Raw genomic sequence first — 13,167 nt, forward strand, 5'->3', positions numbered from 1 at the left:
CGGATCAGCTCCTGATCCCAGAGGAGGAAATGCGTCCCCGGCACCCAGGTTGCGGGTATTCGTGGGTCACCCGATGGCGATGTCAAGCTCTGCCTTCGACCCCGAGCTCCGGACTCCGTTGGTCCCATGCTTACAACAGTTGTGCAAAGGATCCTGGTCAATCTGCCCGTTTCTTCGCACCATTTCGGCGTGGGACTCCGGAAAACCCCTGGAGGCCTGTATCGAGCCCGTGGTCAATCGATATGATCTGGACAGGCGGACAGATATTCGACTGTCCGATGGAGAGGAAGCGAGGACATGTTGAAGTTCGTGATGTACCTGGTGATCGGTATCGCCGGACTCGTGCTCCTATTTGAGGGGCTCCGCGTCTTGTTGGTACTCATCGCTTTTCTCGTGATCGGGAGCGTCGGGCTTGTGCTCTTTTTTGGGGGGCTCTCCGGGATCCAACGAGCCATGACTGATTTGGCGAATCGGGACAAGAAGTGAACCGAGACCTTCCGCCAAGTGAAAAAACTCACTTTCATGGGAATCTACGGTAGGGCTCGTTATCGATTCACAACCCTGGCGGCTGGTCCGGCTCCGGTTTGATGGCGCTTGGTCGGTTTCGCGAATACTTGGCCAAACAAGACCTCGACACGGACCGGCCAAGGGCACGGGATATGAGACAAGCAGGGGAACGGTGTAGAATGAGTGCTATCTTGCCTACAGGTTTGGTTTTCAGACAGGTTCCAGCGGCTGTTGTGGCGGTGCTCGCCGGTGTTGCGTTGTTGAGTGCGCCGCCGTCGGGCTCGGCGGGGGACGAGGCGCCGGTGGACTTTCAGTCGCAGGTGCGTCCCATCCTTTCCGACTCCTGCTTCGAGTGTCACGGCCCGGATCCCAAGGCCCGGTTGGCTGACTTGAGACTGGACCTGGAGGAGGGCGTCTTTTCCCAGCGGCCCGCGGGGTCGCCGGTTGCTCCAGGTGACCCGGAGTCAAGCCTCGTCTACCAGCGGATCACCCACCCGGATGCCGCGCTGCGGATGCCGCCCAAGTACGCCCACAAGGAACTGACGGAAGATCAGATCCAGGTGGTGCGGCGTTGGATCGAGGAGGGAGCTCCGTGGGAGGAGCACTGGTCCTTCGCTCCTCTGACCCGGCCCCCGCTCCCCCAGGTCCAGTCCCCGGAATGGGTCCGCAATCCCATCGACCGCTTTGTCCTGGCCCGACTCGAGAAGGAGGGCTTGACGCCGGCCCGGGAGGCGGACCGCCGCACGTTGGCTCGGCGGACCTCCCTGGACCTCACCGGGTTGCCGCCCCTCCCGCATGAGGTGGAGCAGTTCGTGGCGGATGCCTCTTCGGATGCTTACTCCAGGTGGGTCGACGGCCGGATGCGGTCCGCAGCTTACGGGGAGCACCGGGGCCGCTATTGGCTCGATGCGGCCCGCTACGGCGACACCCACGGCCTGCACATCGACAACTACCGCGAGATGTGGGCCTATCGCGACTGGGTCATCCGGGCCTTCAACCGGAACCTTCCCTTCGACCAGTTTACGGTGGAGCAATTGGCCGGCGACCTGCTGCCGGACCCGACACCGGAGCAACTCGTCGCCACCGGTTTCCATCGCTGCAACATCACCACCAACGAAGGGGGCGTCATCAAGGAGGAAGTGGAGGTCATGTACGCCAAGGACCGGGTCGACACCACCGGCACGGTCTGGCTGGGCCTGACGGTGGGCTGCGCCACCTGCCACGACCACAAGTTCGATCCCATCACCCAGAAGGACTTTTACTCGTTGGCCGCCTTCTTCCGCAATACGACCCAGAAACCCCTTGACGGGAATGCCTTCGACCCGCCTCCCGTGATGATCGTGCCGGCCAGAAGCGACGCCATCAGGTGGGAGGAACTGAGGCAGGAAGAGCCGGCTGCCAGAGAGAAGCGGGACCAGATCGAGCAGGCCGCGGACGAGGAGTTCCGCCGCTGGCTGGACTCGGACCGGCATCTCGATTTGGATCTGGACGAATTCGACGGTTCCCAGGTCTTCTCCCTGGAACTGGGGGAGACGCCCCATCTCCGCGCCGGTTCGGAGAAAAGAGAACTAGCGTTGTCCGGTTCCTCCCGAATCGATCGGTCGGGCGCCGTCCCGTCTCTGGAATTGCCCGATGAGTCTTACCTGGAGATCGAGGATTTCCCAGGGCTCGAAGCAGACCGGCCCTTCACCCTTTCCGTGACCTTCCGGTTTTGGAAGGGGGGCTCCCGCATGATGCTGGCCCGGCAGGTCGATCCCGATAACGAAAACCGCGGCTGGAGTCTGGAGATCAGCGGCGACCGGCCGTCGCTGAACCTCCAGGTGAAGGATGGCCGCAACATGGGGATCCGCGGCGTCGAGGAGAACAAGCTGGTGCCGGATCAGTGGCACAACGTGATTGTCACCTATGACGGGCTGCGCCAGCGTACGGGCATGAACCTCTACCTCGACGGCACCGTCGTTCCTACCCAGAGCTTCGGCCGGGCCATCCGGGTCCTGGAGGGATCGATCAAAAACAGCACGCCCTTGGTGCTGGGCGCCGGAGACCGGCCGTCCGCCGGCAAGTTCGACTTTCTGAACGGTTCGATCCGTCAGTTCAGGATTCTGAACCGGTCGGTGGGGGAGTCCGAAGCCCGGCTGTTGGCGCAGTGGGATTCGCTGACTGCGTTGCGGAAACAGGACGCGGCAAAGCCGAATGCCGTAGACCGGGAGGCGCTCCGGGCCTATTTTCTGGTTCGCCGGCACGCCGAGTTCGGGGAGGTGGCCCGGCACTTGAAATCGCTTCAGGACGAGCGGCGCGCGATCCTCCGCGGGAGCAGTCTGACCCACGTGATGCGGGAGAACGCGGAAAGCGATCCCATGGCCCACATCCTCCGCCGCGGGATGTACGACCAGCGGGGCGATGAGGTGCAGCCGGCCACCCCGGGCGTTCTGCCCGCCATGGACCCGGACCTCCCGCGGAACCGGCTGGGATTGGCGCGTTGGCTGGTGTCGGACGACAATCCTCTCACCAGCAGGGTCATGGTGAATCGCTTCTGGCAGGAGGTATTCGGAACCGGCTTGGTGAGGACGTCGGAAGACTTCGGGTCCCAAGGGGAGGCGCCGACGCACCCTGAGCTTCTGGACTGGCTGGCGGTGGAATTCCGGGATTCGGGTTGGGACGTGAAGCATCTCTTCGGCCTGATGCTGGATTCGGCCACCTACCGGCAGTCGGCCCGGGCCACGGACGAGAAGGTCAAGAAGGATCCGGGAAACCGCCTCTTCTCGCGGGGTCCCCGATTTCGCATGGACGGGGAGATGGTGCGGGACTACGCCCTGGCCGCCAGTGGACTGCTGGAGCGTCGAATCGGCGGACGCAGCGTCAAGACGTACCAGCCGGAGGGGCTGTGGGAAGCGGTGGCCATGGAGGGCAGCAACACCCGCTTCTACAAGCAGGACTCGGGATCGGACATTTACCGGAGGAGCCTTTACACCTTCTGGAAGCGGGCCGCGCCTCCGCCGCAACTGGTGGTCTTCAATGCTCCCACGCGGGAGGAATGCACGGTTCGGCGCGAGCGCACCAACACCCCCTTGCAGGCCCTGCTGACGCTCAATGGAGTCCAGTTTTTCGAAGCCGCCCGCCATCTGGCCCAGCGGGCCATGCAGGCGGCGCCGGGTGCGGACCAGCGGCTCGACTTCATGGCCTCCCATCTCTTGGCGCGTTCTCTCCATGAGGCGGAGCAGGAGGTGGCCCGGAAGGCTTTCAGCGATTACCTGAGCTATTACGGGGACCACCCCGACCAGGCTGGGAAAGCCCTCTCGGTGGGCGATTCCGAAGCCGACGAGAGCCTTCCCAAGGCCGAGTTCGCCGCTTGGACCATGGTGGCCAATCAGCTCATGAATCTGGACGAGGTGTTGAACAAATGACCTGCTATCTGACTCCGCCCGGAATTCTTTCCGACGAAGCGGTTCGAATCGAGACCCGCCGTCAGCTCTTCGCCCGGGGCGCCCGGGGCCTCGGCTTGGCCGCCCTGGCCACGCTTCTGGGCGAGGACACCCGGGCCGCCGGCGCCACCACACTGGACCAGACGGGCGGGCTGCCCCATCTGCCCCACTTCGCTCCCAAGGCCAAGCGGGCCATCTACATGCACATGGTCGGGGCGCCGCCCCAGATGGAGACCTTCGACTACAAGCCGGAGATGGAGAAATGGTTGGACAAGGACCTGCCCGACTCGATTCGAAAGGGGCAGCGGCTGACCACCATGACCTCGGGACAGGAACGGTTCCCCATCGTTCCCTCCGCCTTCAAGTTCCAGCAGCACGGGCAAAGTGGGGCTTGGGTCTCCGAGCTCCTGCCCTACACGGCAGGCATGGTGGATGACCTGGCCATCATCCGGTCCATGCACACGGAGGCCATCAATCACGAACCGGCCATCACCTTCATCCAGACCGGGCGTGAAGTGGCCGGACGGCCCTGCATCGGCTCCTGGCTGGCCTACGGACTGGGCAGCATGAACCAGGACCTGCCCACTTTCGTAGTCCTCAACGCCTCCCATTCCCATCCCAAAGCCAACGTGCAGGCCATTTCGGCCAAGCTCTGGACCTCCGGCTTCCTCTCCTCCAAGTTCGCAGGGGTTTCGCTACGGTCCACCGGCGACCCGGTCCTTTACGTGAACAATCCTGACGGCGTGCCGGGCCAGGTCCGCCGCCGGATGCTGGATTCTCTGGCCGAGATGAACCGGCTCCAGCACCAGCAGATCGGCGACCCGGAGACCCTGTCCCGGATCGAGCAGTACGAGATGGCGTTCCGGATGCAGACCTCGGTGCCGGAGCTGACCGACCTCTCCAAGGAACCGGAGAGCACCTACAAGCTCTACGGAGAGGACGCGCAGGTCCCCGGGACTTTCGCGTACAGTTGCCTGATGGCGCGCCGTCTGGCCGAGCGCAACGTTCGCTTCGTCCAGATCTACCATCGAGGTTGGGACGTGCACCGCGAGGTGCCCCAGGTCATGCCCAGCCAATGCAAGGACGTGGACCAGGGGTGCTGGGGGCTGGTCCAGGACCTGAAACAGAGAGGGTTGCTGGAAGACACCCTGGTGATCTGGGGCGGCGAGTTCGGCCGCACCGTCTACTGCCAGGGCAAGCTCACCGAAACGACCTACGGGCGGGATCACCATCCCCGCTGTTTCAGCCTCTGGATGGCCGGGGGCGGCATCAAGGGGGGCGTCGTCCACGGCGAAACCGACGACTTCTCCTACAACATCGTGCGCGACCCGGTCCATGTGCGCGACTTTCAGGCCACCATCCTTTCGCTCTTCGGCATCGACCACGAGCGCTTCACCTTCCGCTATCAGGGGCTGGATCACCGCCTGACCGGCGTCGAACCGGCGCGGGTGGTGAAACCCATTCTGGCCTGACCCGCGGGTTGAAAATTAAAGGAGATGCCGTGAGATTGCCTCGGGAAGGGAAGTGGACTGTCTGGATTATCCTCGTTGCGCTTTTGGGGGCGTGCGGAGGAGGGGCGCCGCCGGAGCAAGTGCTGGAGGTTGCCGGCCAGTTCCAGCTCTTCGTGGACGACCACGTGGTGCAGGCGATGCGCCAGGTGACCCGGCGCCTGAATCCCCTCGAAAAGCATCCCGCCAATCCCATCTTGAGACCGGACCGGCCCTGGGAGGGACAGTATACGAATCCCAACTTCGTGGTCTTCGACGAGAAAGACCGCCTCTACAAGATGTGGTACGTCTACATCGATCGGGACCAGAAGCCGGGTGAGAAGTACCTGCGAGTCGAGCGGTCCCACGCCGGCCGGGCCTATGCCGTCTCCAAGGACGGAATCGTGTGGGAGAAGCCGGACCTGGGCCTGATCGACCTGCCCGGTCACGGACGCAAGAACAACGCCGTCCCCTATCGTCCCTCCCTCTACGATCGGCGTGAACCCGACCCCCAAAGGCGTTACAAGGCGCTCATCGGCATCGGAGACCAGTCGCGCGACATGGGAGTGGCCTTCTCGCCCGACGGACTCCATTGGACCCCCTACGAGGGGAACCCCGTCATCGACGGGAAGATCGGCATGGGACTGGTGATCTGGGACGACCGGGTCCAGCAGTATGTGGGGTTCCTGCGGCCGTTGCCGTCACCTCCCGTCGCGGCCATGGGCAACGTCTCCATCCGGACCATCGGGCGGTCCACCAGTCCCGACTTCCTGAAGTGGAATCTGCCCCAGAACCAGGTCGTCCTGGTTCCGGATGAGCAGGATCCACTCGACACTCAGTTCTACACGGCCTCCGTCTTCAAGGATCGGGGCGTCTATTTCGCGTTCCTGAGCGTCTATCACGCCAACTCCCTCATGGTGGACGTCCAATTGGCCTTCAGCCGGGACGGGATCGATTGGAAGCGGGTCGGGAACCGGCATCCAATTATCACCTATGGCATGCCGGACCGGTTCGATTCCCACGCCGCCTACGTCTACAGTCCGCCGGTGGTTCTGGAGGAGGAGATCCGGGTCTACTACCAGGGGCAGGACGAGGCCCATTCGCTGACGCCGGGAGACCTGTCGGTCCTGGCCCACCGGCCGCACGCGCTGCCGGCCGGGACCGAGGAGGCGTTGTCCGAATATCCAAGTCGGGGGGCCGCCTGGTGGTACGGAGTAATGCCTCAACCCTGGACGTTGCACGGCGGCGCGGGCGGACTGGCGGTGGCCCGCCGCGACGGATTCGTCTCCCTGGACGCCGGCGCCGATCCGGGAGAGGTCATGACGCGGACCCTCTGGTGCCGGGGCGGGCGTCTGGTGGTCAACGCCGACGCCTCCGACCCTTCCGTCTGGAGGCGCGAGGGATCCCGCTGGAAGCAACATCCCGGTGGCCAGGGAGAAGTCCGGGTCGAGCTGTTGGACGAAAACGGCTCGCCCCTGCCCGGGTTCGAGGCCGACCGCTGCGATCCGCTCCGAAGCGACGCCCTGGCTCACGCCATGAGCTGGGGTGGTCAATCGGATCTGAGCTCGTTGAAAGACCGCAAGGTCAAGATCCGGTTCCTGTTCCGGAACACCAAGCTCTATTCCTTCCGACTGGGGAGCTGAGCCGCCTCCGCGGCGGGTTCAATTCTCACCGTTCCGGCCGGAGCCGTCGTCCGGAAGGCGTGGGATCCGATTCCGCCGAACGTGCAGAACGTAGCTGACGGAGAGGCCCACGGCCAGGTTCACGGCCAGGGCTCCCGGGGCGATCCAGATGAAGCTCACCGGGTCCTCGCCCGTCACCGGGTGCATGCCGAAGATGGGCCCCGAGTAGGCCAGGAGGACCGCCGTGGTGATACCCGCGACGGCGCCCGCAGCCACGCCTGCGGGGCGGGCGAAGGGCACGAAGAAGGCGAAGAAGAAGAGCCCGAACATGGGTGTCATCAACAACCCGGAGGTCTTCTTGGCCACCGCATAGATGTTCCCGGGGACGGCGCCCATGTACGAACTCCCCCCCACGATGACGGCGCCGATGACGAAGGCCAGGATCTTGGCCCAGCGCGCCTGCGTCCGGGGATCGGACGGGAACCACCCGAAGCGGTCCAGGAAGTCACGGTTGACGACGGCGGTGATGGAGTTGACTCCGGAATCGATGCTGGACATGGCGGCGGCCAGCATGGCGGCCGCCACCAGGCCCGAGATCCCGGGCGGCAACAGGTGGGCGATGAAGTAGGGAAACAGACTGTCACCATTGCGGACGATGTCCATTCCGGCGGGCAGCATTTCGGGCTGGCTCCGGACCAGCCCCATCAGGGCGAATCCCACAATCCAGAGGACCAGAACGATAGTCACGCCGACGATCTGGTTGACCAGGTAGGCCTGCCGGGCGGCGCGGGCGTCGACGGTGGCCATCAGTCTCTGGATCTTGGTCTGGTCGCCCCCCAGGCCGCAGGTCGCCAGGACGAAGGTGGAGAAGGCCGTGCCCAGGATGCTCATCCGGACGGAAGGGTCGAAGCTGAACAGGGGTTGCTCGTCCCAGTGGGGTTGCCAGGAGGTGGGAAACCAGCCGAAGCCATCCAACCGATGGCTCACCAGTCCGATCACCAGGATGGCGCCTCCCAACATGAAGACGGTCTGGAAACTGTCGGTGATGACAACGGCCCGGAGCCCGCCCAGGGAGGTGTAGGTGACGGCCACCATTCCCGTGATCAGGGTGATCCACGGAATCCAGGATTCGTCCAGGCCCATCATGATGGCCAGTGCGTTGGCGCCCAGAAAGACCAGTAGCGACATCCAGACCAGCCGGAAGACGAGAAACATGGCGGCGCCCAGCATCCGGACTCCCAGACCCAGGCGGGCCTCCAGCAATTCGTAGGCGCTGATGACCCGTGTGCGCATGAAATAGGGAATGAGGACGAAACCGACCACCAGGAACATGAAGGGTTGCGCAAGCTGGTTGGCCAGACCCACCGGCCCGTTGGCGATGGCCTCGCCGGGAATGGCCAGATAGGCGATGGTGCTGAGCGAGGTGGCCATGAGCGACACCCCGATCAGCTTGGGGTTCATGCGCCCGCCTCCGGTAAAGTACTCTTCCAGGTTGGTCTGCCGGCGGGTGTAGTAGCTCCCCAAGAGGATGGTGCCCGCCGCGTAGAGAACGATGATGATCCAGTCGATGGGCGCCAGCCCGCCGCTGCTCTCGAACAGGTTCATGGCGCAATACCGCCGGGGATCCCCTCGATTTCAGTAGAGAGAAATGGACTCAAATGGTTGGAGACAAAGTGGGAATTTGTTGACGCCGACATTTTCGGTAGATCTTGAAGCCGCTGTCGAGAGTGAAGACGACACTCTCCGGATGCTGTTCGGCCATCCGGACCAGGCATCCGTCCGCCAGGGACATGGGCACGTCCTGGTACTTCTTCAGCAACCGGACGACGGCGGAGGACTCTTCGGCAAGGCGGAAGGACAGGTCCAAGACGCTTCGCCTGACCATTTCCAGCACGGCCGTCTGTCCTCCCGAGAAGGGTTGGGCCAGAATGCAGGCTTCCGCCAGGACGGATTCGCAGGTGAGCAGCGGCGGGGCGATCTCAGCCCAGTGGTCCTTCGCCCACTGATGGTGCCGGTCGCGCCGGTTCAACAACGCCACCAGTGGTCCCGTATCCAGGATGACTTTGTTTCTCACCTGCCGAATCCTTCCAAGTAATCCTTGTTCACCGACAGGTCCTCAGGCCCGCTAAGGATGCCCAACAGGTCGGCCACCCGCGACAGAGCCGACCCGGGTTGTTCGGTCTCCAACCTTCCCAGATATTCGGTTAGAGCCTCGCGGATCAGCGCCGACTTGCTGACGCCCTTTTGCCGCGCCGTCTCGGTAATCGCAGCGGCGAGCGGGTCGGGCATCTTCAACGAGACGGTGTTCATCGTATCCTGGAGTAATACTAGAATATCCAGTTAGTAATACCTTGGCCGATGGCGGACGTCAATCCACCACGGCGATGGCTTCGATCTCCACCAGCAGGGAAGGGAGGACCAGGCCCGACTGGACGGTGGAACGTGCGGGAGGGCGCCCCTCGAAATACTCGTTGAAGACGGCGTTCATGCCTTGGTAATAGACCATGTCGCTCAAAAAGACGGTGACCTTGATCACGTCGTCCAACGAGGCGCCAGCGGCCTCAAGGGCCGTTTTCAGGTTCTCGAGTGTCTGCCGTGTCTGGGCCTCGATATCGCCTTCGCCCACCAGATTGCTGTCGGCGTCGAAGGCGATCTGTCCCGCCGTGGTTATGAGCGTCCCTTTCCGGACCACCTGGGAATAAGCGGCTGCCGGCGTCGGCAGCGACGTGGGATTCAAGCGTCCTGCGTTCATGTTCGTCCTCCTTTGCAAGGAAAAAATGTCTAGTCTCGCATCTCTCGGAAATTCAACGCGGCGGGATCAGCGCGACGATCCGCACCGGGGCGCCGGTGCCGCCTTCGATCTTCATCGGCAGCGCCGCGAGCAGGAACCCGGTGGCTGGCAATGCCGACAGGTCGGCGACGTTCTCCAGGTTGGGCACATTGGCCGCGGCGCCGATCTGGTGGACGATGAAGTCGGTGGACTGACCGTAGTCCACGCTGGCGGTGTCGATGCCCAGGAGCCCGACGGCGCGTTCTTCCACCAGCAGGCGCGCCGCCGCTTCACCGATCCCGGGGAAGTGCAGATCTCCGGTCTCGCCGGGTGTGTCGTCGCCGAGGTAGGCGAGGGCATCAGGCCAGCGGGCGGCCCAACCGGTCCGGATCAGTACTGCCGACCCCGCCGGTACGCGGCCGTGGTTCTCCTCCCACCCCATGACGTCTGCCGGCGTGACCAGATAGTCCGGATCGGCCGCCGCCGCGTTGCTGACGTCAATGACGATCCCCGGGAGGATGAGCCGCTTCAGGGGAATCGATTCTGCCGTGGTGCCTCCCTCGTCGAAGTGGAAGGGCGCATCGAGGTGCGTTCCGCCATGCTCCGCGGTGGCGAACTTCTTGGCGGCGTAGAAGTATGCGCCGGGCGTCTGTCCCTGGGCAAGCGTCTCAAGCCGGAAGCCGGTGGTGTCGGTGGGCCAGTAGAGCGTGTCGCCGCCGTAGACGTGGCTGAGGTCGACCATCCGCCAGCCGGCGACGGACTCCGCTGTGGGAGGCTGCTGCGTCTGTTCAGGTGGCGCAGTCCCGCACGAGCCGAGCTGGACGGAGAACGCGAGCCCGGCCGCCAGCGAGAGCACATTTCGCGTAGATTGCATTGACCCACATCATAAACGGTTCGCGCCAGGAGGGGCGATTTCCAATCGCCCCGTCTTTCCTTTCCTAGATGGATGGGGAAAGTGTACAGGGGGCCGTCCCCTTTACGTAATCGTTTAATAATATAGTTATGATCTATTCTCCAGAACTGGTTTCCTCATTGCATCCCACGTTCTAAACGGGATTCCATTCGACCGTACTGGAGGTCCATGGACTCCATGGACGAGTATCGAGCCTGGACTCCAATGTTTTAAGAGCTTGCGCGCTCCGGGAATTGGGGGCGTACATTCGGAGGAGATCAGGTCCGTTTGGCCAGTACTTGCTGAAGACGTATCGTCTTCTTTCCCGGCGAACTTCCACCTTATAGATGCCCATGCATCTCCTCCTTTTTCGATCCGGGTTTTTCACCGTGGGGCGAATCGTACCACGGCTTCAGAGAATCGACATCGGCGTTCAAGTCCTACTGGGCGAAGACGCGGCGGTGGCCGGCGGTATCCAGTTCGGCTCGGGGTTGATCCAAGCCCCCCGAGAGAAACGGCGAGATTTTTCTGGTGTGGCAGTTTGCCGCGCAGCCAACCCCGGTCACTGGCGGAAGACGGGGTGAATTTCTCGCCGGCGGGTACCGTGCCGTGAAGACCAAAAGGGATTATGATGGCCATTGGCAAAATAAGATCAGTGCATAACTGAACCGGGTTTCAAGCGGAGCGAGTGAGGATCAATGATTGGGCGCATTCAACGCGTAGGATTGCGCGAGGTGTGGAGTCACGAGGCTCTCGACTTTACGACTTGGTTGGAGGAGAACGTCGATGTCCTCGCCGAAGCTACGGGTCTTCGACTCAGCGGTATCGAGCGGGAACAGGCTGCTGGCTCTTTCAGCGTCGACCTTATTGCCGAAGACGAGGATGGTCGCGCAGTTGTTATCGAGAACCAGTTGGAGAAAAGCGATCACGACCACCTTGGAAAGCTTCTCACGTACTTGGTGGGAATCCAGGCCCGAAAGGCAGTTTGGATCGTCGCGGATCCTCGTCCTGAGCATGTGGGAGTGATCGCTTGGTTGAATGAGAGTGCTTCTGCGGATTTCTACCTGCTCAAGCTCGAAGCCATTCGGATCGGGGATTCTGAACCCGCGCCGCTCCTAACGCAGATCGTAGGACCGAGCGATGAAACCCGTAAGGCCGGCCGGACAAAGAAGGAATTGGCTGAACGAGAACGGCTGCGCTACCGTTTCTTCGAAGGATTGCTGGAGCACGCGAAGTCAAGAACTCAGCTGCACGCGAACATCAGACCCAGCAAACATGGTTGGGTCGGGGCGGGAGCAGGGATTGCAGGAGTTGGCTTCAACTACGTCGTCCGACAGCGTGACGCTCGCGTCGAGTTGTACATCGACACCGGGGACGGTGGCGAGAACCAGCGCATTTTCGAGGCACTTGACCTCAAGCGGGAGGAGATCGAAGGCGTCTTCGGCCTGCCCTTAGATTGGGACACAAAGGAAGGACGACGAGCATGCCGAATTCAAAGGACTTACTCCACCGGCGGGTACCGGGACGAAGACGTCTGGGAAGCCGTGTACGAAGAGTTAGCTGAGGCTATGGCGAAGCTCGAATCGGCACTCAAGCCGCGCCTCAAAAGGCAGTAATTGCCCTTCGCGGCGTCGCGACGTGTCGTGAGGGCGAATGTGGGTGCGACACTGGGATCGAAAATTCGATTTGAAGCGGTCTATGTGGAGGCCCAGGACGGGCGCGGCAACCAGTTCGCTCACGCTTGCCCTTAGGCCATCGATTCTTCTTGCCAAAACGCGACGGCTAGTGTCTTCTATCCCTTAACATGCAAGAGAATGCCGGGCCAACCATCGTCGATATCCTGAGTCGCGACCAGGAGCAGTTCCCCGAGTGGCTGGCCAGCGACAGCCCGCCGACGTTCGACCGCAAGACTTTCTTTGCCTCCCGCACTGTCTACTACCTGGGGAGCGGCTGTGACGGTCACCCGGTGAAGCTCTGCGCGCTGTCCCACGCTGCACACACCTTTCTTTTCGTCGACCAGGGAGTCGAACGGGAGAAGATTGTCGAATGCCTTGGAGACCGGAAGAAGGGCTTTCGCGGATATAAGACCCTCTTTCGGCAACGAATAACGGAGGATGCTCTGCGGCCGGGCGGGTGGAGGCCCCACGTTTCGGAGCAAGAAGTCTCGAACTCGCGTCTGTTCGTGAGCGACTTCGCGGCGGCGTTCGGATTGTTTGTTGTATTGGAGCGAAAGGACGACTGTGGCGAGGACCATGGGCCGTGTCGCCTTGCGATCCTTTTCATCGGCGGTGACGGTTTTGCCAGCTACGACGCATTGTACTGCCAGGAAGACGGCACACCGCCGCCGTATCTGGTGGTTGTCCAGGACCACGGCAGCGGCAGCAATTTCGACCGTTTCGACAATGGTGGACTCTTAGGGAAGGTCTGATTAAGTCGAGTCAGCGTTCTGCACGATAATTCTTCCATC

Annotated in this window: 11 protein-coding genes; 6 read left to right on the top strand and 5 right to left on the bottom strand. The window is 62.6% G+C overall.

Annotation, left to right across the window (positions count from 1 at the left end):
• Nucleotides 1-297: 297 nt before the first annotated feature.
• From OXT71_17735 to OXT71_17750, 4 genes are all read left to right on the top strand, one after another.
• The gene (locus OXT71_17735) at nucleotides 298-486 is read left to right on the top strand and encodes a hypothetical protein (GenBank protein MDE2928234.1); all 189 of its coding nucleotides are present in this window, start codon (nucleotides 298-300) and stop codon (nucleotides 484-486) included.
• A 200-nt stretch (nucleotides 487-686) separates the two neighbouring features.
• Nucleotides 687-3,911, top strand: a complete 3,225-nt coding sequence (locus OXT71_17740) for a DUF1553 domain-containing protein (protein ID MDE2928235.1) — start codon at nucleotides 687-689, stop codon at nucleotides 3,909-3,911.
• Nucleotides 3,908-5,401: a DUF1501 domain-containing protein gene (locus OXT71_17745; GenBank protein ID MDE2928236.1), complete on the top strand. Its 1,494-nt coding sequence runs from the start codon at nucleotides 3,908-3,910 to the stop codon at nucleotides 5,399-5,401. The genes OXT71_17740 and OXT71_17745 overlap by 4 nt, the downstream gene beginning before the upstream one ends.
• A 29-nt stretch (nucleotides 5,402-5,430) precedes the next feature.
• Nucleotides 5,431-7,059: a hypothetical protein gene (locus OXT71_17750; GenBank protein MDE2928237.1), complete on the top strand. Its 1,629-nt coding sequence runs from the start codon at nucleotides 5,431-5,433 to the stop codon at nucleotides 7,057-7,059.
• Between the two features lie 18 nt (nucleotides 7,060-7,077).
• On the opposite strand, the gene OXT71_17755 is transcribed toward OXT71_17750, so the two are convergent.
• From OXT71_17755 to OXT71_17775, 5 genes are read right to left on the bottom strand one after another with little or no spacing between them, the layout of a single operon-like run.
• Nucleotides 7,078-8,643, bottom strand: a complete 1,566-nt coding sequence (locus tag OXT71_17755) for a sodium/solute symporter (GenBank protein ID MDE2928238.1) — start codon at nucleotides 8,641-8,643, stop codon at nucleotides 7,078-7,080.
• 49 nt (nucleotides 8,644-8,692) lie between these two features.
• Nucleotides 8,693-9,112: a PIN domain-containing protein gene (locus OXT71_17760; protein MDE2928239.1), complete on the bottom strand. Its 420-nt coding sequence runs from the start codon at nucleotides 9,110-9,112 to the stop codon at nucleotides 8,693-8,695.
• Entirely contained in the window at nucleotides 9,109-9,348 is a 240-nt protein-coding gene (locus OXT71_17765) for a ribbon-helix-helix domain-containing protein (protein ID MDE2928240.1), read from the bottom strand. Before OXT71_17765 ends, OXT71_17760 begins: the two co-directional genes overlap by 4 nt.
• A 58-nt stretch (nucleotides 9,349-9,406) precedes the next feature.
• The gene (locus OXT71_17770) at nucleotides 9,407-9,790 is read right to left on the bottom strand and encodes a RidA family protein (GenBank protein MDE2928241.1); all 384 of its coding nucleotides are present in this window, start codon (nucleotides 9,788-9,790) and stop codon (nucleotides 9,407-9,409) included.
• Between the two features lie 52 nt (nucleotides 9,791-9,842).
• Nucleotides 9,843-10,682, bottom strand: coding sequence for a cyclase family protein (locus OXT71_17775; GenBank protein ID MDE2928242.1), 840 nt, complete (start codon nucleotides 10,680-10,682; stop codon nucleotides 9,843-9,845).
• A gap of 752 nt (nucleotides 10,683-11,434) precedes the next feature.
• Between OXT71_17775 and OXT71_17780 the strand changes: the two genes are divergently transcribed.
• Both OXT71_17780 and OXT71_17785 read left to right on the top strand, forming a co-directional pair.
• A complete protein-coding gene (locus OXT71_17780; GenBank protein ID MDE2928243.1) occupies nucleotides 11,435-12,316 on the top strand; it encodes a DUF4268 domain-containing protein in 882 nt (293 codons plus the stop codon).
• A gap of 188 nt (nucleotides 12,317-12,504) precedes the next feature.
• Entirely contained in the window at nucleotides 12,505-13,128 is a 624-nt protein-coding gene (locus OXT71_17785; protein MDE2928244.1) for a hypothetical protein, read from the top strand.
• Nucleotides 13,129-13,167: the final 39 nt, after the last annotated feature.

Source organism: Acidobacteriota bacterium (assembly GCA_028874215.1).
GTDB lineage: Bacteria > Acidobacteriota > UBA6911 > RPQK01 > JAJDTT01 > JAJDTT01.

What these genes read in the sequence shown, in the direction of transcription:
- OXT71_17735 (MDE2928234.1), top strand. Translation starts at nt 298, where the DNA reads ATGTTGAAGTTCGTGATGTACCTGGTGATCGGTATCGCCGGACTCGTG.
- OXT71_17775 (MDE2928242.1), bottom strand. Translation starts at nt 10,682, where the DNA reads ATGCAATCTACGCGAAATGTGCTCTCGCTGGCGGCCGGGCTCGCGTTC.
- OXT71_17785 (MDE2928244.1), top strand. Translation starts at nt 12,505, where the DNA reads ATGCAAGAGAATGCCGGGCCAACCATCGTCGATATCCTGAGTCGCGAC.
- OXT71_17765 (MDE2928240.1), bottom strand. Translation starts at nt 9,348, where the DNA reads ATGAACACCGTCTCGTTGAAGATGCCCGACCCGCTCGCCGCTGCGATT.
- OXT71_17745 (MDE2928236.1), top strand. Translation starts at nt 3,908, where the DNA reads ATGACCTGCTATCTGACTCCGCCCGGAATTCTTTCCGACGAAGCGGTT.
- OXT71_17740 (MDE2928235.1), top strand. Translation starts at nt 687, where the DNA reads ATGAGTGCTATCTTGCCTACAGGTTTGGTTTTCAGACAGGTTCCAGCG.
- OXT71_17770 (MDE2928241.1), bottom strand. Translation starts at nt 9,790, where the DNA reads ATGAACGCAGGACGCTTGAATCCCACGTCGCTGCCGACGCCGGCAGCC.
- OXT71_17755 (MDE2928238.1), bottom strand. Translation starts at nt 8,643, where the DNA reads ATGAACCTGTTCGAGAGCAGCGGCGGGCTGGCGCCCATCGACTGGATC.